Source organism: Citrobacter sp. Cpo074, from assembly GCF_030332745.1.
GTDB classification, from domain to species: domain Bacteria; phylum Pseudomonadota; class Gammaproteobacteria; order Enterobacterales; family Enterobacteriaceae; genus Citrobacter; species Citrobacter portucalensis.
The window spans coordinates 1,101,259-1,127,162 of the sequence record NZ_JAOWHG010000027.1; the positions used below are offsets into that span (position 1 = coordinate 1,101,259).

Consider the following 25,904-nt stretch of genomic DNA (forward strand, 5'->3'; position numbering starts at 1 on the left):
TCATCGCCTTCCACCTCTGAAACACCTCCCAAATTTGCAGCATGCCGGTTATGGCACATACTTTAAAACGTTGCTTTATCTGGGATGGGGGTTAGTCATGTTGCTTACTGGCAAAGTCGCAGTAATTTTTGGTGGCAGCGGGGCTATTGGTAGTGCGGTTGCGCAGGCCATGGCGCGCGAAGGAGCCCATGTGTGTCTGGGTGCTCGCAGCCAGGAAAAACTTGATCGGACGGCCAGTATTATCCGAACGGCAGGTGGTACAGTCGAAACCTTTATCACCGATGTACTCGACGAGCACAACGCATCGAAGGAAGTTACCCGCCTTGTAGAGCAAACCGGTGGAATAGATGTGGTGGTTAACGCAACGGGATTTATGCACGAACAGGGCAAACGCCTTGACGCATTATCCCTCTCTGAGTTTATGAGCGGTATAACCCCTTTCCTCTCGGCGCAGTTCAATATCGCAAAAGCCGTAACGCCGCACATGGGCGGCAATCGTGCGGGCGTCATTCTCAGCGTTGTTGCCCCCGCGGCCCCGATGGCGATGCCTGGTCATCTGGGTCATATTGTTGGTTGTGCAGGAACAGAGGCTTTTATTAAAGCGTTCGCCAGCGAGGTAGGACCGGCAAATATCCGGGTCGTCGGCGTGCGCTCGCATGCGATTGTGGATGCTGTTGCAGCTGGCTCCTATACCGGAGAAATTTTCTCCGCTAAAGCACAGTCAATGGGTTTAACCGTCGATCAATGGTTAGGGGGTGCGGCGCAAAGTACCATGCTCGCGCGCCTGCCTACGCTTGCACAAATCGCTGAGGTCATGACCTTTCTTGCTTCAGACCATGCCAGCGCCATGACCGCGACGGTGGTGAATATTACCGGAGGCGCTACGCACAGCTGACTGTCGCGGGTATCCCTGCAATACGCTCCACCATCAGCAAGATATCTTCTCGCTGCAGCGGTTTTTTGTCCGTGACAAAATGCAGCGTCATTCCTTCAATAAACGCATCCAGCGCCCGCGCCGTAACCGGGTCAAACCACTGCTCCAGCGTTTGTTGGCTGCGTAGCATCCAGTTCTGCATCACCGTTTTCAACGCTGGTTTACGGCTGGCAAAAGCATACAGCTGATACATGAGCTCCATATTATCAGGCGTTGTGACCTGAGAGCCGTAAATCATATCGGTAATGGCATGGCAAGCCTGCGACGCATCCTTAACATCGGCAAAAAAGTCCTGATACTGCAGCATCATCCTGTCAGTAAAACGGCCAAATGCCTCCATCAAAAGCTCATCGATTCCCGAAAAGTAATAGGTCATAGAACCCAGTGGTACCTCGGCAATCATAGCGATTTTACGGTGTGTAACCCCATGAATACCATGGGCTATTACTGCATCCAGAGTCGCCTGAACTATTTTTTCCCGCCGCTGCGGATCGTTTGCACGTCGCACTACATTTCCTCTTCTTGCATTTGTGTACAAATGTACACAGTCTTGCTAATGTTGTCTCCTTCCCTCTTTTCTTTGGCTCGAATTCATGACTGGCATCTCATCACGCAAAGCCTTAAGACGTCGCACCTGCGCGCTGTTCACGTTCTTCTTTTTACCAGGATTATTAATGGCCTCCTGGGCAACGCGTACCCCTGCCATCAGAGATATCCTCTCCATCTCCACTGCCGAAATGGGTGCGGTGTTGTTTGGGCTCTCTATTGGTTCGATGAGTGGCATACTTTGTTCGGCCTGGCTGGTGAAACGATTTGGCACGCGTAAGGTGATCCGCACCACCATGTCTTGTGCCGTTCTCGGAATGGCGATCCTCAGCGTAGCGCTCTGGCTACATTCCGCATGGCTTTTCGCGTTTGGCCTGAGCGTATTTGGTGCCAGCTTTGGCGCGGCAGAAGTTGCCATCAACGTCGAAGGTGCGGCAGTTGAGCGCGAAATGAACAAAACCGTGCTGCCGCTGATGCACGGTTTTTACAGCCTGGGAACGTTGGCAGGGGCTGGAGTTGGAATGATGCTTACCGCCTTCAGCGTCCCGGCTACCGCGCATATTCTTTTGGCTGCAATGGTTGCTATCACACCTATTTTCATCGCCATCAAAGCTATTCCTGACGGCACGGGCAAAAATGCCGCTGACGGTTCTCACTCCGGTGAAAAAGGACTGCCTTTTTATCGTGATATCCAGCTATTGCTGATCGGCGTTGTAGTGCTGGCGATGGCATTTGCTGAAGGTTCCGCCAACGACTGGCTTCCACTGTTAATGGTGGACGGACATGGATTTAGCCCGACATCAGGCTCGCTGATTTATGCCGGTTTCACGCTGGGTATGACCGTTGGGCGATTTACCGGCGGCTGGTTCATCGACCGTTACAGCCGCGTTGCGGTGGTGCGCGCCAGTGCGCTGATGGGCGCTCTCGGGATTAGCCTGATTATTTTTGTCGACAGCTCCTGGGTGGCGGGTGTGTCAGTTATTCTGTGGGGACTCGGCGCATCGCTCGGCTTCCCGCTGACCATTTCAGCCGCCAGCGACACCGGCCCCGATGCCCCAACCCGCGTCAGCGTCGTGGCGACCACCGGTTACCTGGCGTTCCTTGTTGGACCGCCGCTGCTAGGCTATCTGGGTGAACACTATGGCCTGCGCAGCGCTATGTTAGTGGTGCTGGCGCTGGTGCTTGTCGCCGCCGTCGTCGCGAAAGCGGTAGCGAAACCGGATCTCAAAAATACCACGGTGATGGAGAACAGCTAATGAGTATCAAACTAATTGCGGTCGACATGGACGGCACATTTTTAAGCGACCAAAAAACCTATAACCGTGAGCGCTTTATGGCGCAATATCGCCAGATGAAAGAACAAGGGATCCGCTTTGTGGTCGCCAGCGGTAACCAATATTATCAGTTGATTTCCTTTTTCCCCGAACTGGCCAATGAGATCTCATTTGTCGCCGAAAATGGTGGTTGGGTGGTCAGCGAAGGAGAAGATGTCTTTAACGGCGAACTGGCTAAAGACGATTTCCATGCCATCGTGGATCATCTGCTGACCCGCGCCGATATCGACATTATTGCCTGTGGTAAAAACAGCGCCTATACGTTGAAACAGTACAGCGATGAGCATAAGAACGTTTCCGCCATGTACTATCATCGTCTCGAGTTTGTAGATAATTTTGACAATCTTAACGACGTTTTCTTCAAGTTCGGGCTGAATATTTCCGACGACCGAATTCCACAGGTACAGGCCGATCTCCACGAGGCGATTGGCGATATTATGGTACCGGTGCATACCGGCTACGGCAGCATCGACTTAATAATACCCGGCGTGCATAAGGCTAACGGTCTGCGCCTGCTGCAACAACGCTGGAATATTAACGACGACGAGGTTGTTGTGTTTGGCGATGGCGGAAATGATATTGAGATGCTGCGTCAGGCGGGATTTAGTTTCGCAATGGCCAACGCTCACGAACCGGTTGTCCAGGCGGCAAAATATCGTGCAGGCTCGAACAACGAAGAGGGCGTGCTGGATGTTATCGACCGCGTGTTAAAGAATGAAGCACCGTTTACGCATTAACGGCTCAGCACAGACGGCAACAAAATGATGGCATGATCTATTCATAATCCGCCTCAAATTAACCCGCTGGATTATTACTTCCAGTGAATATTTCAGGCGAGCGGATCATGAAGAAAAGTGTACTGATGGCGACATTGTTGCTGGGCTTTGCGGGGACAACATTTGCACAGAGCGTTACCGTTGATGTCCCCAGCGGTTATAAAGTGGTGGTAGTGCCCTCTTCCGTCAGCGTCCCGCAGGCGGTCAGCGTAACGACCGCACCACAAACGGTATATGTTGCTCCAGCGCCTGCTCCGGCCCCTGTCTATCGCGCACATCCTTATGCGCGACATGTGGCAAGCGTCGGTGAAGGGATGGTTATCGAACATCAGATTGACGACCACCACTAAGTTGTCGCCAGGCCCAGACAACAGTAATACTGGTCAGTTAAGATCTTTGGTGAGCGGTAGGCCGGATAAGGCGTTTACGCCGCCATCCGGCAATTTGCTACAGGCCGCCGGATGGCGCTTCGCTTATCCGGCCTACAGCGTGATTCTATTATCAACATAATGATGAATTTATCGGCGTCATTATGCTTATCTGCGCTGGATTGCGGAAATCCGGACCTTAGCCTTCCCGGGAATTCCCTACCCTTTTATCTTTCAGGAAGATAACCATCAGAATCAGCCACAGTACGCCGCTTGCCAGATTGAACAGGCTGAACAAGCCGTTCCCTCCCAGCAGATACGCGTGTTTGCTCAACTCAATACCGACGGTAAAAATCAGCATCTGCAACATACCCATTGCGGCAGAAACAGTACCCTTACTCATTTCGCTGGCAAACAGCGTCAGGCGCACCAGCCCCGCATTCGCCACGCCAATGCCAAACGCATAGATACTCAAACCCGCCGTCATCCATAGATATGCATGGGATGACACCACCGTTGCCGCAGCGGCAATAATCAGGCCAACGGCGATTGGCCAGCCGCCCATGATAATGAGCGAACGCACGGTTTTTCGCGAAGTCAGACGCGCCAGCACCAGGTTACCGGCAATCAACGCGCCAAAAATCGGCACCTGCAACAGACCATATTCGTAGCTGCTGAGATGTTCACCACTGATGATAATAATCGGGGACTGCGCAATCCACGCCAGTAACGGCAGGCTGACAAAACCCAACGCCAGTGCGCCTGCAACGAAACGTACGTTCCTCAGCACCAGCTTATAATCCTTGCCCAGCTCTTTAATGGACAGCTTTTCACCAAGCCGGGTTGCCGTTTCCGGCATCGCGCGTTGCAGACCAAAAAAGGAGATGGCCGCCAGAGCAGCAAACAGGATAAACATCCCTTCCCACGGCAGAACATGTACCCAGGCTGCGCCTACCAACGGACCCAGCAGTGGCGCAATCAGCGCCACGTTTGCCATCAGCGCGGTAATTTTTATGCAGACCGCTTCTTCAAAGGATTCCTGAATGGCGGCGTAACCCACTGCACCAATAAAGCACAGGCTTATCCCCTGTAAAAAACGCAGGAAGGTAAATTGCTCAATATTCTGTGCAAGCAGGGTTGCAAGGCAGGTAACGATGAACCAGATCACACCGGTTAACATTACCGGACGACGACCAATACGGTCCGACAGCGGTCCTAACAACCACTGCAAAAACATGCCGCCTGCCAGATAGGCGGTCATGGACGTAGGTACCCAATCTAATCCGGCGTTATATTGCGCCACCACCGCCAACATTCCGGGCTGGATCATATCGTTGCCGATATAAGTGGAGAATTCGTAAAGCACCAGACAGAGCGGGAAAAGTAATGCCTGACGCCCCAAACGGACGCCTGAAGATAAACGGTTCTGCATGCAATCTCTTAACTATAGAAAAATCGCGCAAAGTGTAATAAATGCGCCGTACTGGTGATAGTGAATTATGTGATTTGAAAGCAAAATGCGCACATTTTTACACTCATTTGCTCAAGAACATTTTGCTTTAAGGTTAATTTAAGTTGAGACCGCTATCATGCTCAATAAGTCTCATTAATTGTCTTAAAAATCGTCATTTAACAGGCAAATAAGACAAGACCGCTTTTTATCCCGTGAAAGCAATTTTATGCTCTCCCCAAATGGGTCTTTTTAACGATTACACTGAGTCTGGACGTTATGCTGGAAAATCTGAACAATTCGCTTTTTTACCTGATCAATGCAACACCCGACTCTGCGCAATGGGCAATTTCGCTCGCCATTTTCATTGCCAAAGATCTGATCAGCATTGTGCCGCTGTTAGCCGTTGTGCTCTGGCTTTGGGGACCTCGTGGTCAGGTTACGCTTCAGCGCCAGTTGGTCATCAAAATGGCCATTGCGTTGGTAGTCGGTCTGACGATTTCTTGGCTGATGGGGCATCTTTTCCCCCACGATCGTCCGTTCGTTAACCACATCGGCTATAACTTCCTGCACCATGCGGCAGATGACTCTTTCCCGAGCGACCACGGTACGGTTATCTTTACCTTTGCTCTGGCCTTCCTGTTCTGGCATCGCTTGTGGACGGGTGCTCTGCTGATGGTTGTCGCCGTGGCGATTGCCTGGTCACGTGTTTACCTTGGCGTTCACTGGCCGCTGGATATGCTGGGTGGATTACTGGCCGGGTTGATCGGCTGTCTGAGCGCCCAGATGATCTGGCAACGGTTCGGCACAACCTTGTACCTCGGCTTGCAGACGTGCTATCGCACCTGCTTCGCTCTCCCCATCCGTAAAGGTTGGGTACGTGACTAACCCGCGGTAAAAAGAGTAGTATTAAGCGCGAAACTGAGCACTTATTCTATTCTCCAGGGGAATTATGGAAACTCGACGCGACGAGCGTATTGGTCAATTACTGCAGGCGCTGAAACGCAGCGATAAATTACACCTCAAAGAAGCCGCGACGTTGCTGGGCGTATCTGAGATGACCATTCGTCGCGACCTGAATAATCATGATGCTCCCGTCGTGCTGCTCGGGGGCTATATTGTTCTGGAACCCCGCAGCGCTAACCACTATTTAATCAGCGATCAAAAATCCCGTCTGGTTGATGAAAAGCGTCGCGCTGCCCAGCAGGCGGCGAGTCTCGTGCAGGCGCATCAGACCATCTTTTTCGATTGCGGTACGACCACGCCGTGGATCATTGAAGCGATCGACAATGAACTGCCCTTCACCGCAATCTGCTACTCGTTGAATACGTTTCTGGTGCTGCAGGAAAAACCGCAGTGCCGCGTCATTCTGTGTGGTGGTGAATTCCATGCCAGTAACGCGATTTTTAAACCGCTCGATTTCCAGGAAACGCTGAACAACCTCTGTCCGGATATCGCCTTTTATTCCGCAGCAGGTGTTCACATCGAAAAAGGCGCGACCTGTTTTAATCTGGAAGAACTGCCGGTGAAGCACTGGGCGATGTCGATGGCGCAGCATCACGTTTTGGTGGTCGATCACAGCAAGTTTGGCAAGGTGCGACCTGCGAGGATGGGGGAATTAAAACGCTTTGATACCATCATCAGCGACAGCCGTCCTGACGAGGCATTTGTTGAGTACGCTAAAGCACAACGTATCACGCTGAAGTACTAACAGATACTGCCGGACGGCGATTGCGCCATCCGGCAATAGATAAGATTAAGAGAACCAACCACCAAACCACTGGTGGAATTTCATCATCACAAAGTCCCACATGCGGCTAAAGAAACCACCCTCTTCCACATCTTCCATCACCATCAACGGACGCTGCTCAATGGATTTTCCGTTCAACTGGAAGTCGATAGTGCCCACAACCTGACCTTTCTTCAGCGGTGCAGTTAGCTGTGGTTCAGTCAGGGTAAAGCTGGCCTTCAGGTTTTTGAGCTGACCACGTGGAATGGTCACAGAACCCCCTTCTCCGGCGCCCAGATTCACTTCACTCTTATCGCCAAACCAGACGCGCTGGGTGACGAAAGTCGCATCCGGCTTGATCGGCGTAACGGTTTCAAAGAAACGGAAGCCCCAGGTCAGCAGTTTTTCTGACTCATTGAAACGAATGCGGTCGGTTTTTGCTCCCAGCACCACGGAGATCAGGCGCATATCGCCCTGGGTCGCGGAGGCCACCAGGTTGTATCCCGCCCCGGCAGTGGTCCCGGTTTTCATACCGTCCACGTTCAGGTTGGTGCTCCACAACAGACGGTTGCGGTTCGGCTGGCGGATTTTATTGAAGGTAAATTCTTTCTCTTTGTGAATAGCGTACTCTTCCGGTACATCGTGGATTAACGCCTTCCCGAGCAACGCCATATCACGTGCGGTACTGAACTGTCCTGCCGCATCCAGGCCGTGTACCGTCTGGAAAGTCGTGTTGGTCAGCCCCAGTTTTTTCGCATAGCCGTTCATCAGACCAATAAAGGATTCCTGGCTACCGGCAACGTAATCAGCGAGTGCAATACAGGCATCGTTACCTGACTGAATGATAACGCCTTTATTCAGATCGGACACCGCGACCTGATCGCCGGGCTTGAGGAACATGACCGACGAACCGCGCAGGGCTGGATTACCGGTCGCCCAGGCGTCTTTGCCCACAGTGACCATGTCGTTGAGGTTAATTTTTCCGGCCTTCAGCGCCTGCCCAACCACATAGCTGGTCATGATTTTGGTCAGACTGGCAGGATCCAGTTTCTCATCAGCATTACCTTCCGCCAGCACCTTACCACTGGCGTAATCCATCAGAATCCACGCACGCGCGTCCACGCTCGGCGGGGCCGTCGGTTGCTCCGCCGCCTGTACGGTCGGCGCCAAAAGGATTAAGAGTGCAGAACCTGCAGCAAAGCTGCGAAGTGAAGAGAAGTATTGCGTCATAAATGCCACCCGAGTATCCATTCCAAAAAACCACGTCATACCACACCGTGTTTACACAAAACCGGCCAAGCGACCTCGACCAACCCATGCAGAAAAAGTCTGATGGATGACGTGTAAAATAAGTGCGGTGAGTAATAACGCACTAACGAGCTTAAAGAAACCGTAAGTTGGTAAAGTTTTTAAAGTTTATGCAATAACGCCGCGCTGCGCTGCTCCTGGCACGATTTTTTTAGACTTTGTTGCGTAAATATTAGGTTTACCCCACCATGTGAGCTAGTCAGATGGCATCTGCAGCCATAAAGCTGCTCAATTAATTTGCGGGGTTACTATGATTACACTGTGGGGTCGCAATAACTCGACCAACGTAAAAAAAGTATTGTGGACGCTCGAGGAACTGGAACTGCCGTATAACCAAATTCTGGCGGGCGGGCAGCATGGCGGTAACCGCGATGCCGACTATCTGGCACTGAACCCGAACGGACTGGTCCCGCTGCTACGCGATGATGAAACGGACGTTGTATTGTGGGAATCCAATACCATTGTCCGCTATCTGGCCGCTCAGTACGGACAAAAACGTTTGTGGATTGACGCCCCGGCCGCGCGCGCCGTCGGTGAAAAATGGATGGACTGGGCAAATCAGACGCTAAGCCCTGCGCATCGGGTTATCTTATTTGGTCTGGTCAGAACACCTGCCGATCAGCGCGATATGGCGGCCATTGAGGCAAGTAAGCAAGTTTGCGAGAACCTGTTTGCCATTCTGGATAACGCGCTGGCAGACCAGCCATGGTTCTCCGGCGCTGAATTTGGCACCGCGGATATCGCTGTGGCACCGTTCATCTATAACCTGTTCAACGTTGGTCTGAGCTGGACCCCGCGCCCGCATCTGGAACGCTGGTATCAACAACTGACCGAGCGCCCGGCGTTTCAAAAAATCGTGATGATCCCGGTCAGCTAACCAAATCAGGGACTCACTTTCAGTAATTCCCCGTCGGACTCGTCGGTTAACACGTACAAATAACCGTCTGGTCCGACGCGCACATCACGGATCCGCTGCCCCCTTTCCTGCAACAGACGACCATCCTCAGTGACCGTATTCCCTTTAACGCTCAGCACGATCACTTCTTTATCTTTCAACGCGCCGATGAACAACTTCTGCCGCCACTGCGGGAAGGTATCGCTATTGTAAAAAGCCATTCCACTAACCGCCGGCGACTTTTCCCAGTAAAAGATGGGTTGTTCCGTGCCAGCAACAATTTGACCTTTTGCTTCGGGAATTTTCAAACCACTGTAGTTAACACCCCAGGTCGCGATAGGCCAGCCGTAGTTTTTCCCTTTCTCGGGGATATTGATTTCATCGCCTCCGCGTGGACCATGCTCATTGAGCCACAACACATCACTCCACGGATTCATCGCCATCCCCTGCGGGTTGCGGATGCCATACGACCAAATCTCTGCCCGCGCTCCTGCCATGTTCACAAACGGATTATCCGGCGGAATTTTTCCCTCGTCGGTCAGTCGGACTAATTTACCCTGCAATTTATCCAAGTCCTGGGCGGTAGCGCGTTGATTATTCTCCCCCAGGCCAATAAACAGATAACCGTTACCATCAAATACCAGACGTCCACCAAAATGGTTTCCGGTGGAAAGCTTTGGCTGTTGGCGAAAAACGGTCTGAAATCCTTGCAGATGTTTGAGATCGTCACTCAATCGCCCGTAGCCTACCGCAGTGCCCGCTTTGCCTTCGCGGTCGGCTTCAGCGAAGCTTAGCCATACCCGGCGAGATTGTGCAAAATCCGGTGCTAACGCCACATCAAGCAGTCCTCCCTGACCATTTGCCCAAACTTTGGGTACGCCGGTCAGTGGGTCGGAAAGCCCTTTATCAGGCTGCCAGAGTCGAAGCTGTCCACCTTTGAGCGTAATGAGCATACCGCGGTTATCGGGTAAAAAAGCCAGTGACCATGGGTGATCGAGTTTAGTTTGCAGCACTTCCACTTTTACCGCGGCGGCATAAGTGGAAAATAGCGCAAGTGGAATAGCACAGAGAAAGAGTCGACGCATAACACCTCCTTAATGGCTCTGCATAAAGCGTAGCCAGCAAGGGGAATTATCCCGCTACATTTACATAACCTTGACGAAAAGGGGGAGCGCCCTCCCCCTGATTCAGACGTGTTCCAGCGTTGGGTAAGATTGCAAACTCTGGATACTTAGCGTCAGCGTTGTCAGGCAGTTTTCCAGTTTCTCTGCGTTAACGGCGATAAACGTTGGGCAATCGTGATGTCCACTCATAAGACAAACAGCGGCGGCGGCTAACGCCCCTTCAGCACGATGAAGGGCATTCCACTCTTCCTGATCAAGATGCATACCGTGAAGCTGTGATTGCTCGTGCAATTCGCGATTCAGTGCAAAAAAAACATCACGCAGGCGATCGCTCTCGCTAACTGACATGTAGCCTTTCGCTTTTCTCAACTGCAGATAAGCGGCAAGTTCGATACGGGCGTTTATCAATTTGTTGAGAAGATCGGTTCTCAGTCTGTCAACAACCATACTTTGTTCCTCCTCTTTCCAACTATGGTGCAACTTAATAGTATGGTTGTTTTTTGAACAAATAGATGTCCTACATCAATAAAGCCCAATTGATTAACATAATTTACAATGTTACAACTTCATTCTGTACGCTTATCGAAGGCGCTCTGTGTCTGACTCGCCTGACTTTTTTTGCTATACCTGATGTGGTTACTGCCATGGTGTTGATGATGAGGGGTCTATGTCGAAAGCAAATGATGCAGAAAAAATACGCACACTATCAAAAATAGATCTCAATCTGCTGACCATTTTCTGTTTGATCTATAGCGTGGGTAGCATTTCCAGAGTCGCTGACATGCTGAACATCTCACCTTCCGCCGTCAGCCAGTCATTAAGAAAACTGCGCGAAATGATGGGTGATAATCTTTTTGTCCGTAGCGGGAATGCACTGTTACCGACAGTCTATTCTGATGAACTGTATGATAATACAATCCCAATTATCGATAAGCTATCAACGCTGATGCCGCTTTCCACGCCTGCCGCCAAAAAAAGGTTAACGCTTTATACGGAATCTTTTATTTCCCCTATCGTTATTCCAGATGTCACCGCCAGAATAATCGAGACTGACGCCGATATCAGCCTCCTGCACCTTACCGCCGACCTGAATGAACAGAGTATTATTGAACTGCTGAATATGCGTCAGGCAGATGCCGTTTTTTCTACCTTTGCCGTAGAGTCAGCAAGTCTTTCATGCCAGAAAATTTGCGATATGCGCCTGGTACTGGCGGCCTCGCAGAATAATTCTTTATATGGTAACACCATCAGTGAAGCGCAATTCAGAAACGCTAACCTGGTCGGTTACAATACTAAGAATGAGAAAATCATTTATCATCGCAGTATTGTGGATAAAAAATTTAGAACCGGAGAACGCTGCCTGCTTACCTCATCGTTTACGGCGATTCTGACGATTGTGTCCAATACCCATTGTTTAGGGGTGATCCCGGAAAAGGTATTTGAAACACACGCTCAGCTGTATGGACTAAAAAAAATAAACACTCCGTTTCCCTTGCCACAATTTAGCGTGTTTGCCTCATCGCGCAAAGAAAGCAATACCCACAAAATCCTCTCACCTATTCTGGCTGATTTGCAAACAGCCTCCCTATTATGAAAACCAGAGAGGCTGAGCGTTAGAAATACTGGCTACACGCGTATTTTTGCTATGCGCCAGATATGGTCGGCATATTCCTGAACCGTTCTGTCCGACGAGAAATACCCCATGTTAGCAATATTATGCATGGTTTTTGTCGTCCACTCCCGGGGAGTACGATACAACTCATCCACCGCATCCTGACAATCTACATAGCTGCGATAATCTGCCAATACCTGATAGTAGTCGCCGAAGTTAATCAATGAATCCAACACGTCTCTATAACGCCCTGGCTCCTGCGGACTGAGCACCCCTGTACCGATTTGCGTCAGCACCTGATGAAGTTCCTCATCCTTTTCAAAGATGTGCCTCGGGTCATAGCCATCACGTCGCAGAGTTTCAACCTGATTAGCCGTATTGCCAAAGATAAAGATGTTATCTTCCCCAACGTATTCGCGCATTTCGATATTCGCACCGTCGAGCGTACCGATAGTGAGCGCACCATTCATACCGAATTTCATATTGCTGGTCCCGGAGGCTTCCGTCCCGGCCAGGGAAATTTGCTCTGACAGATCGGCTGCCGGAATAATTAGCTGAGCGAGACTGACGCTGTAATCCGGAATAAATACTACTTTCAGTTTGCCGCCAATCTGCGGATCGTTATTGACTAACTGCGCCACATCGTTAATCAAGCGAATAATTTGTTTTGCCATGTGATAAGAGGAGGCTGCTTTTCCGGCAAAGATATTCACTCGCGGTACCCAGTTGGCATCCGGCGCGGCTTTAATCCGGTTATAGCGTGTAATAACGTGGAGCACATTCATGAGTTGCCGCTTGTACTCGTGGATGCGTTTCACCTGCACATCAAACAGCGCATCAGGATTCACCACCACGCCATAGTGGGTGGCAATATGGTGCGCCAGCCGCTGCTTATTTTCACGTTTCGCACGATGCACAGCCTCATTCACCGACGGATAATCTATAAACTGCTTCAGCTCGCCCAACTGCATTAATTTAGTCCGCCAGCTGTCACCGATATTTTCGTCCAGCACTTTGGCAAGCGGTGGATTCGCCAGCGCCAGCCAACGACGCGCAGTCACACCATTGGTTACGTTGGTGAAACGCAAGGGAAATATACGCGCGAAGTCTGCAAACAGTGATTCGGTCATCAGTTTTGAATGCAATGCCGACACGCCGTTTACCTTATGACTGACAACTACCGCCAGCCAGGCCATACGCACCACACGACCATTGGACTCATCAATTAACGACACACGTTTTAGTAGATCGCTGTCATTACGATAACGTTCCTGTAATGTCTTCAGAAAACGATCGTTAATCTCAAAAATAATCTGCAAATGGCGCGGCAAAATTCGACTTAGCATTTCTACTGGCCAGGTCTCCAGCGCCTCACTCATCAACGTATGGTTGGTATAAGAAAAAATCTGACAGGTCACGTCAAACGCGTTATCCCAGCTAAACTGATGATGATCAACCAATAAACGCATCAACTCAGGGATCGCCAGTACCGGATGCGTATCATTAAGGTGAATCGCAATTTTATCGGCCAGATTGTCGTATGTTTTGTGCAACTGATAATGACGACTCAGAATATCCTGGATCGTCGCCGAGGCCAGGAAATAGGCCTGGCGTAAACGCAATTCACGCCCCGCATCGGTGGAATCATCAGGGTACAAAACCCGCGAGATACGATCGAAGTGATATTTGTTTTCCACTTCAGTAGCAAAGTCGGCCTGCTGATTCAGTTTGCCCGCATTAACTTCGCTATTCACCTGCACGTTCCACAAACGCAACGTATTAGTCGTGTCCGTCGCATAACCTGGAATAATTTGATCATGCGCCACGGCCAGAATATCCTCGGTTTCAAGCCAGCGGGTTTTATTCCCCTCCTGTTGAACACGCCCGCCAAAACGTACTTTATAATGCGTATTATGACGTTTGAACTCCCACGGATTACCGTATTCCAGCCAATAATCGAGCGACTCTTTTTGTACACCGTTAACGATATTTTGTTTGAACATACCGTAATTATAACGAATACCGTATCCACATCCCGGCAACCCAAGCGTCGCCAGTGAATCAAGGAAGCAGGCCGCCAGACGACCGAGACCACCATTACCTAACCCGGGATCGTTTTCTTCATCAATCAGTTCTTCCAGTTCAAGCCCCATTGCCTCCAGCGCGCTTCTGACTTCGTCATAAATACCTAAAGAGAGCAACGCATTGGATAGCGTACGACCAATTAAAAATTCCATCGACAGATAATATACCTGGCGCGCATCCTGAGAGAATTGCGCCCGATTAGAACGGTGCCAGCGCTCGACCATCCGATCGCGTACCGCATATAACGTCGCATTAAGCCACTCCCGTTTCGTGGCGATTGCGGGATCTTTGCCAATAGTGAATAAAAGTTTATTAGCAATATCATCTCTAAGTTTATCAACATCAGAGTCCGTGGCGACCGGAAGTGGCGAAATATACATATTAACGTTACCTTTCAAATTTTGTAGGATGGTAATAGACAGGTGAATTATTTAAAGTTTGGGTACGTGAGCGTTAGCTTTTTGTCGAATATTTTCATGACTGGCGATGAACGTTAATTCTGTCATTAATACACGCCAACTTAAGCCTGTGGCAAGTGAGATATAATATAAACTCACACCATTAGCATAAAGAGTTTTAGCCATTTCAAGTTTCGACTTCAAAACAATATCTTTCAAATTTAACCTCATTAGTAACGCTCGACGAGATAAAATTTACGATAATGAGTGTCTATAGCCAAGAAGCGGCACTTAAAGCCGGAATTAGACTCACTAAACACCTTTCACTAACCGATCTACTCTTTATAGGTATCGCTCTTTATTCTCTCCGTCTTATGCTGATCAGATATAGATGTACCGTGAAGGCATCTGTATAATCCCCCGATTACGAGCAATGTACAGTATAAGAAAATGGCAAAAATTGGTTTTATATCACTAGGTTGTCCGAAAAACCTCGTCGATTCTGAGCGCATCCTGACCGAACTTCGTACCGAAGGCTATGATGTTGTGCCAAGCTACGACGACGCGGATATGGTTATCGTTAATACCTGCGGCTTTATCGACAGTGCGGTTCAGGAGTCCCTGGAAGCAATTGGCGAAGCGCTGAACGAGAACGGTAAGGTGATCGTCACCGGCTGTCTGGGCGCGAAAGTCGATCAGATCCGTGAAGTCCACCCGAAGGTGCTGGAAATCACCGGGCCGCATAGCTATGAACAGGTTCTGGAGCACGTTCACCACTATGTGCCAAAACCAAAACACAACCCGTTCCAGAGTCTGGTTCCTGAGCAGGGCGTCAAGCTGACTCCTCGCCATTACGCCTATCTGAAGATTTCCGAGGGCTGTAACCACCGCTGCACGTTCTGCATTATTCCATCCATGCGCGGCGATCTGGTGAGCCGTCCGATTGGCGACGTCCTTAGCGAAGCCAAGCGTCTGGTCGATGCGGGCGTGAAAGAGATTCTGGTAATTTCTCAGGATACCTCAGCGTACGGTGTAGATGTGAAGCATCGTACCGGTTTCCATAACGGCGAGCCGGTCAAAACCAGCATGGTTGATCTGTGCGAACAATTATCAAAACTGGGGATCTGGACGCGCCTGCATTACGTCTACCCTTACCCGCACGTTGATGATGTGATCCCGCTGATGGCGGAAGGGAAAATCCTGCCGTATCTGGACATCCCGTTACAGCATGCCAGCCCGCGTATTCTTAAACTGATGAAACGCCCGGGCTCCGTGGACAGACAGTTGGCGCGCATCAAGCAGTGGCGTGAAATCTGCCCTGAACTGACGTTGCGATCCACTTTCATTGTTGGTTTCCCGGGTGAAACGGAAGAAGACTTCCAGATGTTGCTCGACTTCCTGAAGGAAGCGCGTCTGGATCGCGTGGGCTGCTTTAAATACAGCCCGGTAGAAGGCGCTGGCGCTAATGACCTGCCGGATCAAATCCCGGAAGAGGTGAAAGAAGAACGCTGGAACCGCTTTATGCAATTGCAGCAGCAGATCTCTGCTGAACGTTTGCAAGAGAAAGTGGGCCGCGAGATTCTGGTTATCGTTGATGAAGTTGACGAAGAAGGCGCAATTGGTCGTAGCATGGCTGATGCTCCAGAAATCGACGGCGCGGTATACCTGAATGGTGAAACCAAGGTGAAACCTGGCGATATCATCCGCGTGAAGGTCGAAAACGCAGATGAATACGATCTGTGGGGCACCCGCGTTTAATTAGCGTAACCCAACGTAGGCCGGATAAGGCATTTATGCCGCATCCGGCAATGCCTGATGGCGACGCTGAAGCGTCTTATCAGGCCTACGGTTTATCCTTTTATCTTCGGGTCCAGCGCGTCGCGCAGACCATCTCCCAGTAAGTTAAACGCCAGCACCGTCAGGAATATCGCTACCGCCGGGAAAATCGCCACGTGCGGCGCGATCACCATATCAGCGCGCGCTTCATTAAGCATTGCCCCCCACTCCGGCGTCGGCGGCTGTGCGCCTAATCCCAGAAATGACAGGCTTGCGGCAGAGATGATCGACGTGCCAATTCGCATGGTAAAAAAGACCACGATCGATGAGACCGTTCCAGGCAGAATATGGTTGAAGATGATGGTCGCATCGCTGGCACCAATACTGCGCGCAGACTCAATAAACGTCTGTTGCTTCAGCACCAGCGTATTCCCGCGCACCAGGCGCGCGAAGGCTGGAATGGAGAAAATGGCCACGGCAATGATCACGTTAGCGATTCCGCTGCCCAGCACGGCGACCACGGCTATCGCCAGCAATATCCCCGGAAAGGCGAACAGCACATCGCAGATTCGCATGATCAGTCGATCCCACCAGCCTTCGTAGTACCCCGCCAACAGACCCAGTACCGTACCAATCGCCGCGCCAATAAATACGGCAAAGACTCCTGCCGCCAGCGAGATTTGCGCACCAACCAGCACGCGGCTAAAGATATCCCGTCCCAGTGAGTCAACGCCAAACCAGTGCAGCATCGACGGCCCATCATTCAAACGGTCATAATCGAAGTAATTCTCGGCATCAAATGGCGTCAGCCAGCGGGCAAAAATCGCTACCATGATCAGGAGCAATACAAACAGCCCAGCGACCATCGCCATGTGCTGTCGACGGAACCGACGCCAGAACTCATGCCACGGTGTGCGTATCTGCTCTGGCTTAACAAGGGGCATCGCATTTAAAATCGCCTGTCGGCGCCAGTTAAAAAATCGCATCCTTACTTGTACCTGATAGCCGGATTAATGGCAGCGTAGAGCACATCCACCACTAAGTTAATAAGAATAAATTCCAGAGAAAACAACAGCACCTCGGCCTGAATCACCGGGTAGTCGCGCATTTCGACGGAGTCCACCAACAGTCGCCCAAGCCCGGGCCAGTTGAACACCTTCTCAACCACGATTGATCCACCAAGCAAAAAGCCAAACTGTAGTCCCATCATGGTGACCACCGGGATCATCGCATTACGCAGACCATGTTTTAACACCACCCAGGTTTCACTCACCCCTTTAGCCCGCGCGGTGCGCATATAATCTTCGCTAAGCACATCAACAAACGAGGCGCGAGTAAATCGGGCTAACACCGCAGCCACCGCCGCGCCCAGCGTAATAGACGGGAGGATGTAGTGAAGCCAGGTGTCTGCGCCCACGGTAGGCAACCAACCGAGTTCAACGGAGAATATCTGCATCAGCAGCATGCCAAGCGCAAACGCCGGGAACGAGATCCCGGTGACCGCCAGCGTCATGCTTAATCTGTCCGGCCAGCGATTTCGCCATACGGCAGCAATGATCCCCGCCGTCATACCAAACAATACCGCCCACGCCATACTGGCAATAGTCAGCCATAGTGATGGCATAAAACGACTGGCTATCTCTTCAGAAACCGGGCGACGAGAAACCATCGAGGTGCCAAAATCGCCTTGCAACACGTTGGTCATGTAATGCCAGAACTGAACATGCAGCGGCTGGTCAAGACCCAGCTGCTTGCGCACCAGTTCAATAACCTCGGCGTCAGCTTCCGGTCCGGCAATCAGCCGGGCCGGATCGCCGGGTAGCAGGTGAACAAATAAAAATACCAGCACCGCAACAATCAACAGAGTTGGAATCAACCCCAGCAGGCGCTTGAAAACATAGTTAAGCATCAGGCTCCCTTCGTCGGCCCCTGGGCTGCGGGGCCGAATGCATAGCTTATTTTAAATCCGCATCATCAAAACTAAATCCGGTATCCGGCATAATCCAGAACCCGGTCAACCGGGTACTGTGCGCCGAAATCAGTTTTTCCACCACCAGCGGGATCCACGGCGATTCTTTCCAGATAATATCCTGCGCGTCTTTGTACAGCTTCGCTTTCTGCGCCGGATCGTTAGTTTGCAACGCTGCCGCTAAATCACTGTCCACCTGCTTATTGCTGTAGAACGCCGTATTAAACAAAGTTGGCGGCCAGTTTTGTGATGCAAACAGCGGTGACAGCGCCCAGTCAGCTTCGCCCGTAGACGCCGACCAGCCGGTGTAGAACATCCGTACCCCACTCTCTTTCTGCGCTTTCCCTTCAACTTCCGCGGCGCGCTGACCGGCATCCATCGCTGTTACCTGAGCCTTAATGCCCACCTGTGCCAGCTGCTGCTGGGTAAATTGCAGCACTTTCTGCGCGGTACTGTGGTTATGCGAAGACCATAGCGTAGTGGTAAAACCGTTCGGATAACCTGCTTCTTTTAGCAGTTCGCGCGCTTTCGCCGGGTCGTAGGGCCACGGCGTATAGCTTTGCGCATAGGCTATCGACGGGGGGAGAACGCCGGTTGCCGGCGTCGCGTAACCAGCAAAAGCCACTTTCACCAGCGCCTGGCGGTTGATGGCATAATTCAGCGCTTCACGCACCTTCGGGTTGTCGAACGGTTTTTGCGTGACGTTCATGCTGATGTAACGCTGCATAATAGACGGACTGGCCACCAGTTCCAGGTTTTTGTTCTTCGCCAGTAACGCCGCCTGCTCGTAAGGGATTGGGAAGGCAAACTGCGCTTCCCCAGTTTGCAGCATGGCCGCACGCGTGTTGTTGTCGGTCACCGGACGCCAGGTAATCGTATCCAGCTTTGGCAACCCTTGCTGCCAGTAGCCCGCGAACTTCTTAACCTTCACAAAATCCGTCTGATTCCAGGTATCAAGCTGGTACGGCCCGGTCCCCACAGGATGGAAACCGATCTCCTTACCGTATTTCTCCAGCGCGGCGGGAGAAATCATCGCCGTTGCCGGGTGCGCCAGAATATTGATAAAGGCAGAGAACGGCTGTTTCAGCGTAATCTTCACCGTCGACGGATCGACGACTTCGGTTTTATCGATATTCTTATACAGGTTGTAACGTTTCAGATGGTTTTCCGGGTTACTGGCCCGATCGAGGTTAGCTTTTACCGCATCGGCATTGAAGTCGGTTCCATCCTGAAACTTCACGCCCTGGCGCAGCTTAAGGGTATAGGTCAGCCCATCATCAGAAACCGTATAACTCTCCGCGAGCACATTTTTCAGTTTCATCTCTTTATCAAGGCCAAACAACCCCTGATAAAACGACTTCGCTACCGCCTGCGACAACGTGTCATTCGCGTCATAGGGGTCGAGCGTCGTGAAATTGGACCCCACGGCTACCACTACATCTTTGGCGGCCCAGCCAGGCGATGCGGCCAGTGCAGAGACCACTCCCACAGCAACCAGCCATTTTCGAGCAACAATTTTTGTCATGTTATTCTCCTTAAACCCTGCCTGCCTGTTATAAACGCGAAAGCGCATTTTCTGGTAGCGGACGCGCAACATAATGCCCCGGACCAACTAACTGGAGTGATACGGGGGAAATCTCTTCGCCACGTTTACGAATATTGCTGGGGATATCGTCCGACAACAGCACGCGCTGGGGACGGTGATGGGATGGATCGGCGACCGGAACCGCCGCCATCAGCTTGCGAGTGTACGGATGTTGCGGATTTTCAAACACCGCCCGTCGGGTGCCTATCTCAACGATCTGCCCAAGATACATCACCGCCACACGGTGACTGATCCGTTCCACCACCGCCATATCGTGGGAAATAAACAGGTATGCGATACCCAATTCTCGCTGTAGGTCGAGCATCAGGTTGATGATTTGCCCACGAATTGAAACATCCAGCGCCGAGACAGATTCATCGGCAATAATCACTTTGGGATTGAGCGCCAATGCCCGTGCAATACAGATACGCTGACGCTGACCGCCGGAAAACTCGTGCGGATAGCGCCAGGCATGCTCAGGTAGCAAGCCTACACGTTCCAACAACCATGCAACCCGTTTTGACCCCGCATCGCCCTGCAATAACCCATGTACCCGTAGCGGCTCCAGAATGGAATATCCCACGGTCTGGCGCGGATCGAGCGAAGCATACGGATCCTGGAAGATAAACTGAATATCCCGACGCAGCGGCTGCAACTTGCTGGCAGCAAGGGTATCAATACGCTGTCCGTTGAAAATGATTTCCCCACGCTGAGACTCAACCAGGCGCAGCAGCGCCCGCCCGGTGGTGGATTTCCCGCAGCCCGACTCCCCCACCAGTGAGAGCGTTTCTCCAGGCCACAGGTCAAAGCTGACGTTTTCCACTGCATGCACCTCGCGAGTCACGCGATTTAGAATGCCGCTGCGCAGAGGAAAACGCGTCACCAAATTACGTACCCGCAGAATAGGCTCGCCTTCAACCACGGTGTCCTGCTCGGTCTGCGGTTCTACATGACTGGGATCGTGCAATGAAATGAGCGGGAAACGGCGCGGAAGCTCATGCCCGTTCATCGCCCCAAGCTGCGGCACGGCTGCCAACAGCGCTTTGGTATAGGGATGCTGGGGAGCGTGAAAAATTTGTTCAACGCTGCCAGTTTCTACCGCCTCGCCCTGATACATCACCAGCACGCGGTCTGCAATATCCGCCACAACGCCCATATCGTGGGTAATGAAGATCACTCCCATCGACATATCCTGCTGCAACACTTTTATCAGTTGCAGGATCTGCGCCTGAATGGTGACATCCAGCGCGGTCGTCGGCTCATCGGCAATTAAAACCGCAGGGCGACACGACAGTGCCATGGCAATCATCACCCGCTGGCGCATACCGCCGGAAAGCTGGTGTGGATAACGCGATAAAATCGCCTTCGCCTCGGGGATACGCACCTGATCGAGCATCCGCTTCGCTTCTACCATCGCCTCTTCATGGCTGGCGCCCTGGTGCAAGCGTATAGACTCAGCAATTTGCTCGCCCACGGTAAACACCGGATTGAGCGATGTCATAGGCTCCTGGAAGATCATCGCGATATCCGCACCGCGCACGTGACGCATTTGTGATGCGCTCTGTTCACCCAGCTCAATAACCTGCCGGTTGCGGCGTCGCAGCAGCATTTCATCGCAGCTTACCTCGCCGCCTGCTTGTTCAATCAGATGCATCAGCGACAAGGCCGTTACCGACTTTCCTGAACCGGACTCACCAACAATCGCCAGCGTTTCGCCACGCTTCAGGCGAAATGACAGATTACGCACTGCGCTGACACGTTGCTGTTCCTGTTCAAAGGCAATATTCAGATTGCTGACTGCCAGCACGTCGCTGGCATCAAGCTCATCACTGTGTGGCAACGCTATCTCCTTTTTCCCGATAAATACCGGTGGTTGGCGTATCGCCTGCATATCCCCAGGCGCGGTACATGCCTTCGCTATTAAACGGCAAGGCGACATTGCCCTCATGATCGATAGCAATTAAACCGCCACTGCCGCCAAGCGCCGGTAATTTTTCCATCACGACGCGTTCACACGCTTCGGATAAACTCAGGCCGCCATAGTCCATCAACGCCGCAATGTCATAGGCCGCCAGCGCACGAATAAAGACTTCCCCGGTTCCGGTGCAGGAGACTGCCACACTTGCGTTATTGGCATAACAGCCTGCGCCGACCAACGGACTGTCACCCACCCGCCCCGGTAATTTGTTGGTCATCCCCCCGGTCGATGTTGCGGCCGCCAGATTGCCAAACATATCTAACGCGACCGCCCCCACGGTACCCATTTTGTTGTTTTCATCCAGCGGGCTCGCGCTATGGTCCAGTACCGTTTCACCCGCTGTTCGCGCCGCCAGTAGTTGAGCATAGCGTTCTGGCGTCGAGAAAATATCCGCTGATACGCGCTCCATACCCTGCGCAATGGCAAAGTTTTCAGCCCCTTCACCTATCATCATGACGTGTGGGCTGTGTTCCATTACCAGGCGCGCCGCGAGAATCGGATTGCGTAAATGGCTGACTCCGGCGACGGCTCCCGCATTAAGCGTGTTACCGTCCATCACGCAGGCATCCAGTTCATGGGTTTCATCACGGGTATACACCGCGCCAATTCCGGCATTAAACAACGGACACTCTTCCAGCAGGCGCACGGCTTCGGTAACGACATCCAGTGCGCTACGACCGTCTTCAAGCATCCGCTGGCCGGTTTCAACGATATCCGACAGCGCCTGTATATAACGCAACTCTTGCTCCTGGCTCAGCTGCGAACGGGTGATAGCCCCTGCGCCGCCGTGAATTGCAATGACTGCTTTACCCATTTTTTTCGTCCATCAGGTGGCAGGTACCGGGGTTATAAATATCAGAATTTCTGTGACTTATTGATTCGATTTTTGAATATAGAAAGATGCAGACGTCATGTAAAGGTTAAGGCCCGTACCTCACGCCCCATCCCATCAGGTTATTTAGATGAGTTAAACAGAAAGAGTTTCTTCCAACATCGTTGAATATATTATTCAAGCCGATCGGCAATCTGTTTTTTTGCATAAAACACAAAGCGTTCAACAGATGGCATAGACGCAGCCCAGTTCTTTTTGGTTAACCCCAGGTATTCCGCACGTGCGGCTTGCAGCGTATCAGCATACTCATCGGGTAATTGCGGTATAAGCCAGGAGGCGGCTTCATCTTTAGCGACAATATTGCCCGTAACTACGCTGTACCAAATACGCGCCAGAGTAAGGATGATATTTCGCTCGTCACCCTCTAAATCGCCCGGTTTCTGCCACATATCAAGGATATGCCGAAACGTTTGCAAGACATCGCTAAAAGGGATGACGTTGAATAACGTCTCAGCGGGTTCACCGAACAACGCTACGCTGACGCGCCGGGCCTGGGTCAGCAGGATGGAAAGATCAGGATCCACCTGTCTCGGTTCAAAAATTCCCGCGCGAATATCGTCACGCAACCATTCGCCAAATTGCATTTCTCTTGACGGTGGGAATCGCCACGGCACAAGTTGTGAATAGACCACAATGGTCACTTCCAGCGCCCGATAGCTATCAACGCTGCCAGGCGGTGCTGATATTTCCAGAAACCCCTGCATCAGATCTTTTCTTTGACGAGTATTCAGTGGCTGCCTAATGGTAACCAGTAAATCGATATCGCTTTGGGGTTTTAAGCCACCTTCAACAGCAGAGCCATACAAATGAACAGCAACCAGGTCGCCCTCTATAATCCGCGCAATCAGTGCACTGGCGGCATTCACCTGTTGTCGAATTGAATTCGGGATAGTCGCAGCCATTTAGCCTCCTGGAAAAAAGCAGAAATAATGAGTCTATACTGCATTTTTCCTGTAGCGCTATTCTCTGGCAGAAAACCTGTCTCAGATCGGATCCTAAGCCTGAGGTAGCATACTGTCCGCGTCCATTTTCTGACATAATGAGCGGATTCGATTTTGCCCCGCAGGAGTCTTCTCATGGAATTTACCGCCGGACTGATGCCGCTTGAAACGGCTCTCTCTCAGATGCTTTCGCGTATTACCCCACTCACCGCCGTCGAAACGCTGCCGCTGGTTCAATGCTTTGGCCGCATTCTGGCCACCGACGTCATCTCCCCGATTGATGTGCCGGGATTCGATAACTCGGCAATGGATGGCTATGCGGTGCGATTAGCCGATTTACAATCAGACCAGCCTCTTGCGGTGGCTGGCAAAGCCTTTGCTGGTCAACCATTCCACGGCGAGTGGCCTGCGGGAACCTGCATCCGCATTATGACCGGTGCCCCGGTGCCTGCCGGTTGTGAAGCGGTGGTGATGCAGGAGCAAACGGAACAAACTGACGACGGTGTGCGTTTTACCGCCGAGGTCCGCAGCGGACAAAATATTCGTCTGCGCGGTGAAGATATAGCAAACGGCGCGGTGGTATTCCCTACCGGAACTCGTCTGACAACCGCCGAGCTTCCTGTTCTGGCCTCGCTCGGCATTGCCGAAGTACCGGTCGTTCGCAAAGTTCGCGTGGCATTGTTCTCCACCGGTGATGAGCTGCAACTGCCGGGTCAACCGCTGGGCGACGGGCAGATTTATGACACAAACCGTCTGACCGTTCACCTGATGCTGCAGCAGCTGGGCTGCGAAGTGATCAACTTAGGAATTATTCGCGACGATCCCAACGCGCTGCGGGCCGCGTTTATCGAAGCCGACAGCCAGGCCGATGTCGTCATCAGCTCTGGTGGCGTTTCGGTAGGCGAAGCGGATTACACCAAAACCATTCTGGAAGAGCTGGGAGAAATTGCCTTCTGGAAGCTGGCCATCAAACCCGGTAAACCGTTCGCGTTTGGTAAACTGAGCAACAGCTGGTTTTGCGGCCTGCCGGGTAATCCGGTTTCTGCGGCCCTCACCTTTTATCAGCTGGTGCAACCGCTGCTGGCGAAACTCAGCGGAAACACCGCCTGTGGGTTACCTCCGCGCCAGCGCGTGCGCACAGCCTCACGCCTGAAGAAAACGCCAGGGCGTCTGGATTTTCAGCGCGGTGTATTGCAGCGTACCGCGGAAGGCGAACTGGAAGTCACCACCACCGGACACCAGGGCTCGCATATTTTTAGCTCCTTTAGCCAGGGCAACTGCTTTATCGTGCTGGAGCGCGATCGCGGTAACGTTGAGGCCGGAGAATGGGTTGAGGTCGAGCCGTTTAACGCACTGTTTGGAGGCCTGTAATGGCGGAACTCAGCGACCAGGAGATGATGCGCTATAACCGGCAAATCATTCTGCGCGGCTTCGATTTCGAAGGTCAGGAAGCGCTCAAAGATGCGCGGGTACTGGTCGTTGGTCTGGGGGGACTGGGATGCGCAGCAACTCAGTACCTTGCGGGCGCTGGCGTCGGGCATTTAACCCTGCTCGACTTTGACACGGTCTCCGTGTCGAACCTCCAACGCCAGACGCTGCACAGCGATGCAACCGTCGGGCAACCCAAAGTGCTATCCGCCCGTGACGCGCTAGCGCGGATTAACCCTTATATCGCCATTACGCCGGTGAATGCGCTGCTTGACGATAGCGAGATTCACGCGCTTATTGCCGAACACGATTTGGTGCTGGACTGTACGGATAACGTCAGCATCCGCAATCAGTTGAATGCCGGATGTTTTGCCGCCAGAGTCCCGCTGGTTTCCGGTGCAGCTATTCGCATGGAAGGACAAATTACCGTATTTACATACCAGGACGGTGAGCCCTGCTACCGTTGCCTGAGTCGTCTGTTCGGTGAAAATGCCCTGACCTGCGTAGAAGCCGGAGTGATGGCCCCGCTGATCGGCGTGATCGGATCGTTACAGGCGATGGAAGCCATTAAGCTACTGGCAAACTACGGTAAACCGGCATCCGGAAAAATCGTCATGTACGATGCCATGACCTGCCAGTTTCGCGAAATGAAGCTGATGCGCAACCCGGGGTGTGAGGTTTGCGGGCAGTAAAAAAGTCGGGTGGCGGCTTCGCCTTACCCGACCTACAACGGCTCGAACGTAGGCCGGGTAAGCGTTAGCACCACCCGGCAACAG

23 protein-coding genes are annotated in these 25,904 nt (G+C 52.0%); 11 read left to right on the top strand and 12 right to left on the bottom strand.

The features are described from left to right. Positions 1–97: 97 nt before the first annotated feature. Complete coding sequence (locus OGX83_RS09955; protein ID WP_103284947.1) at positions 98–895, top strand: SDR family NAD(P)-dependent oxidoreductase; 798 nt, start codon at positions 98–100, stop codon at positions 893–895. Here the strand turns inward: OGX83_RS09955 and OGX83_RS09960 are convergent. Continuing rightward, positions 882–1,442, bottom strand: a complete 561-nt coding sequence (locus OGX83_RS09960; RefSeq protein ID WP_003831648.1) for a TetR/AcrR family transcriptional regulator — start codon at positions 1,440–1,442, stop codon at positions 882–884. The two genes, OGX83_RS09955 and OGX83_RS09960, sit on opposite strands and share 14 nt — an antisense overlap. A gap of 85 nt (positions 1,443–1,527) precedes the next feature. On the opposite strand from OGX83_RS09960, the gene OGX83_RS09965 reads away from it, so the two are divergent. The 3 genes from OGX83_RS09965 (at position 1,528) to OGX83_RS09975 (ending at position 3,940) form a co-directional block, all read left to right on the top strand. Next, on the top strand, positions 1,528–2,736 hold the full coding sequence (locus tag OGX83_RS09965; protein ID WP_286587972.1) for an MFS transporter: 1,209 nt from the start codon (positions 1,528–1,530) through the stop codon (positions 2,734–2,736). Then, positions 2,736–3,551 carry a Cof-type HAD-IIB family hydrolase gene (locus OGX83_RS09970; protein ID WP_079934660.1) on the top strand — a complete coding sequence of 272 codons (816 nt, stop codon included), beginning with the start codon at positions 2,736–2,738 and terminating at the stop codon, positions 3,549–3,551. Before OGX83_RS09965 ends, OGX83_RS09970 begins: the two co-directional genes overlap by 1 nt. A 107-nt stretch (positions 3,552–3,658) precedes the next feature. Then, complete coding sequence (locus OGX83_RS09975) at positions 3,659–3,940, top strand: hypothetical protein (RefSeq protein WP_003831642.1); 282 nt, start codon at positions 3,659–3,661, stop codon at positions 3,938–3,940. 217 nt (positions 3,941–4,157) lie between these two features. Here the strand turns inward: OGX83_RS09975 and OGX83_RS09980 are convergent, their stop codons facing one another. Continuing rightward, complete coding sequence (locus OGX83_RS09980; protein ID WP_008784235.1) at positions 4,158–5,390, bottom strand: MFS transporter; 1,233 nt, start codon at positions 5,388–5,390, stop codon at positions 4,158–4,160. Positions 5,391–5,687: 297 nt separating this feature from the next. On the opposite strand from OGX83_RS09980, the gene ybjG reads away from it, so the two are divergent. Continuing rightward, on the top strand, positions 5,688–6,296 hold the full coding sequence (ybjG, locus tag OGX83_RS09985; RefSeq protein WP_003831635.1) for an undecaprenyl-diphosphate phosphatase: 609 nt from the start codon (positions 5,688–5,690) through the stop codon (positions 6,294–6,296). A 64-nt stretch (positions 6,297–6,360) separates the two neighbouring features. Continuing rightward, positions 6,361–7,119, top strand: coding sequence for a DNA-binding transcriptional repressor DeoR (deoR, locus tag OGX83_RS09990; protein WP_032942805.1), 759 nt, complete (start codon positions 6,361–6,363; stop codon positions 7,117–7,119). Positions 7,120–7,164: 45 nt separating this feature from the next. Here deoR and dacC read toward each other — a convergent pair whose 3' ends face one another. Further along, positions 7,165–8,367 carry a serine-type D-Ala-D-Ala carboxypeptidase gene (dacC, locus tag OGX83_RS09995; RefSeq protein ID WP_020996521.1) on the bottom strand — a complete coding sequence of 401 codons (1,203 nt, stop codon included), beginning with the start codon at positions 8,365–8,367 and terminating at the stop codon, positions 7,165–7,167. Between the two features lie 328 nt (positions 8,368–8,695). Between dacC and OGX83_RS10000 the strand changes: the two genes are divergently transcribed. After that, positions 8,696–9,322: a glutathione S-transferase family protein gene (locus OGX83_RS10000; RefSeq protein ID WP_032942804.1), complete on the top strand. Its 627-nt coding sequence runs from the start codon at positions 8,696–8,698 to the stop codon at positions 9,320–9,322. Positions 9,323–9,327: 5 nt separating this feature from the next. Here the strand turns inward: OGX83_RS10000 and OGX83_RS10005 are convergent, their stop codons facing one another. Both OGX83_RS10005 and bssR read right to left on the bottom strand, forming a co-directional pair. Next, complete coding sequence (locus OGX83_RS10005) at positions 9,328–10,425, bottom strand: PQQ-dependent sugar dehydrogenase (RefSeq protein WP_032942802.1); 1,098 nt, start codon at positions 10,423–10,425, stop codon at positions 9,328–9,330. A gap of 102 nt (positions 10,426–10,527) precedes the next feature. Beyond that, positions 10,528–10,911, bottom strand: coding sequence for a biofilm formation regulator BssR (gene bssR, locus OGX83_RS10010; RefSeq protein WP_008784229.1), 384 nt, complete (start codon positions 10,909–10,911; stop codon positions 10,528–10,530). A 220-nt stretch (positions 10,912–11,131) separates the two neighbouring features. Between bssR and OGX83_RS10015 the strand changes: the two genes are divergently transcribed. Beyond that, a complete protein-coding gene (locus tag OGX83_RS10015) occupies positions 11,132–12,058 on the top strand; it encodes a LysR family transcriptional regulator (RefSeq protein WP_032942801.1) in 927 nt (308 codons plus the stop codon). A gap of 32 nt (positions 12,059–12,090) precedes the next feature. Here OGX83_RS10015 and glgP read toward each other — a convergent pair whose 3' ends face one another. Next, on the bottom strand, positions 12,091–14,541 hold the full coding sequence (glgP, locus tag OGX83_RS10020) for a glycogen phosphorylase (RefSeq protein WP_286587975.1): 2,451 nt from the start codon (positions 14,539–14,541) through the stop codon (positions 12,091–12,093). Positions 14,542–15,009: 468 nt separating this feature from the next. Between glgP and rimO the strand changes: the two genes are divergently transcribed. Further along, a complete protein-coding gene (rimO, locus tag OGX83_RS10025) occupies positions 15,010–16,317 on the top strand; it encodes a 30S ribosomal protein S12 methylthiotransferase RimO (RefSeq protein ID WP_003831616.1) in 1,308 nt (435 codons plus the stop codon). A 92-nt stretch (positions 16,318–16,409) separates the two neighbouring features. On the opposite strand, the gene gsiD is transcribed toward rimO, so the two are convergent. The 6 genes from gsiD to OGX83_RS10055 all read right to left on the bottom strand — a co-directional run bounded on the left by gsiD (position 16,410) and on the right by OGX83_RS10055 (position 23,661). Next, positions 16,410–17,321, bottom strand: a complete 912-nt coding sequence (gene gsiD / locus OGX83_RS10030) for a glutathione ABC transporter permease GsiD (RefSeq protein ID WP_003831612.1) — start codon at positions 17,319–17,321, stop codon at positions 16,410–16,412. Between the two features lie 2 nt (positions 17,322–17,323). Next, positions 17,324–18,244 carry a glutathione ABC transporter permease GsiC gene (gsiC, locus tag OGX83_RS10035; RefSeq protein WP_032942797.1) on the bottom strand — a complete coding sequence of 307 codons (921 nt, stop codon included), beginning with the start codon at positions 18,242–18,244 and terminating at the stop codon, positions 17,324–17,326. A gap of 46 nt (positions 18,245–18,290) precedes the next feature. Continuing rightward, positions 18,291–19,829 (bottom strand): glutathione ABC transporter substrate-binding protein GsiB, encoded by a 1,539-nt coding sequence (gene gsiB, locus OGX83_RS10040; RefSeq protein WP_191226233.1) that lies wholly within the window; start codon positions 19,827–19,829, stop codon positions 18,291–18,293. 28 nt (positions 19,830–19,857) lie between these two features. Next, positions 19,858–21,729, bottom strand: coding sequence for a glutathione ABC transporter ATP-binding protein GsiA (gene gsiA, locus OGX83_RS10045; protein WP_057067350.1), 1,872 nt, complete (start codon positions 21,727–21,729; stop codon positions 19,858–19,860). Next, the gene (gene iaaA / locus OGX83_RS10050; protein WP_003836974.1) at positions 21,716–22,681 is read right to left on the bottom strand and encodes a beta-aspartyl-peptidase; all 966 of its coding nucleotides are present in this window, start codon (positions 22,679–22,681) and stop codon (positions 21,716–21,718) included. The genes gsiA and iaaA overlap by 14 nt, the downstream gene beginning before the upstream one ends. 191 nt (positions 22,682–22,872) lie before the next feature. Next, positions 22,873–23,661, bottom strand: coding sequence for an aminoglycoside adenylyltransferase family protein (locus tag OGX83_RS10055; RefSeq protein ID WP_250671141.1), 789 nt, complete (start codon positions 23,659–23,661; stop codon positions 22,873–22,875). A gap of 174 nt (positions 23,662–23,835) precedes the next feature. Between OGX83_RS10055 and moeA the strand changes: the two genes are divergently transcribed. Next, the gene (gene moeA, locus OGX83_RS10060) at positions 23,836–25,071 is read left to right on the top strand and encodes a molybdopterin molybdotransferase MoeA (protein WP_008784221.1); all 1,236 of its coding nucleotides are present in this window, start codon (positions 23,836–23,838) and stop codon (positions 25,069–25,071) included. Next, positions 25,071–25,820, top strand: a complete 750-nt coding sequence (gene moeB, locus OGX83_RS10065; protein ID WP_057067348.1) for a molybdopterin-synthase adenylyltransferase MoeB — start codon at positions 25,071–25,073, stop codon at positions 25,818–25,820. The genes moeA and moeB overlap by 1 nt, the downstream gene beginning before the upstream one ends. Positions 25,821–25,904 lie beyond the last annotated feature (84 nt).

Bases quoted from the DNA above. Each gene is read 5' to 3' on its own strand.
- OGX83_RS09955 (WP_103284947.1), top strand. From the start codon at position 98: ATGTTGCTTACTGGCAAAGTCGCAGTAATTTTTGGTGGCAGCGGGGCT.
- OGX83_RS09965 (WP_286587972.1), top strand. From the start codon at position 1,528: ATGACTGGCATCTCATCACGCAAAGCCTTAAGACGTCGCACCTGCGCG.
- OGX83_RS09970 (WP_079934660.1), top strand. From the start codon at position 2,736: ATGAGTATCAAACTAATTGCGGTCGACATGGACGGCACATTTTTAAGC.
- OGX83_RS09975 (WP_003831642.1), top strand. From the start codon at position 3,659: ATGAAGAAAAGTGTACTGATGGCGACATTGTTGCTGGGCTTTGCGGGG.
- OGX83_RS09980 (WP_008784235.1), bottom strand. From the start codon at position 5,390: ATGCAGAACCGTTTATCTTCAGGCGTCCGTTTGGGGCGTCAGGCATTA.
- ybjG (WP_003831635.1), top strand. From the start codon at position 5,688: ATGCTGGAAAATCTGAACAATTCGCTTTTTTACCTGATCAATGCAACA.
- deoR (WP_032942805.1), top strand. From the start codon at position 6,361: ATGGAAACTCGACGCGACGAGCGTATTGGTCAATTACTGCAGGCGCTG.
- dacC (WP_020996521.1), bottom strand. From the start codon at position 8,367: ATGACGCAATACTTCTCTTCACTTCGCAGCTTTGCTGCAGGTTCTGCA.
- OGX83_RS10000 (WP_032942804.1), top strand. From the start codon at position 8,696: ATGATTACACTGTGGGGTCGCAATAACTCGACCAACGTAAAAAAAGTA.
- OGX83_RS10005 (WP_032942802.1), bottom strand. From the start codon at position 10,425: ATGCGTCGACTCTTTCTCTGTGCTATTCCACTTGCGCTATTTTCCACT.
- bssR (WP_008784229.1), bottom strand. From the start codon at position 10,911: ATGGTTGTTGACAGACTGAGAACCGATCTTCTCAACAAATTGATAAAC.
- OGX83_RS10015 (WP_032942801.1), top strand. From the start codon at position 11,132: ATGTCGAAAGCAAATGATGCAGAAAAAATACGCACACTATCAAAAATA.
- glgP (WP_286587975.1), bottom strand. From the start codon at position 14,541: ATGTATATTTCGCCACTTCCGGTCGCCACGGACTCTGATGTTGATAAA.
- rimO (WP_003831616.1), top strand. From the start codon at position 15,010: ATGGCAAAAATTGGTTTTATATCACTAGGTTGTCCGAAAAACCTCGTC.
- gsiD (WP_003831612.1), bottom strand. From the start codon at position 17,321: ATGCGATTTTTTAACTGGCGCCGACAGGCGATTTTAAATGCGATGCCC.
- gsiC (WP_032942797.1), bottom strand. From the start codon at position 18,244: ATGCTTAACTATGTTTTCAAGCGCCTGCTGGGGTTGATTCCAACTCTG.
- gsiB (WP_191226233.1), bottom strand. From the start codon at position 19,829: ATGACAAAAATTGTTGCTCGAAAATGGCTGGTTGCTGTGGGAGTGGTC.
- iaaA (WP_003836974.1), bottom strand. From the start codon at position 22,681: ATGGGTAAAGCAGTCATTGCAATTCACGGCGGCGCAGGGGCTATCACC.
- OGX83_RS10055 (WP_250671141.1), bottom strand. From the start codon at position 23,661: ATGGCTGCGACTATCCCGAATTCAATTCGACAACAGGTGAATGCCGCC.
- moeA (WP_008784221.1), top strand. From the start codon at position 23,836: ATGGAATTTACCGCCGGACTGATGCCGCTTGAAACGGCTCTCTCTCAG.
- moeB (WP_057067348.1), top strand. From the start codon at position 25,071: ATGGCGGAACTCAGCGACCAGGAGATGATGCGCTATAACCGGCAAATC.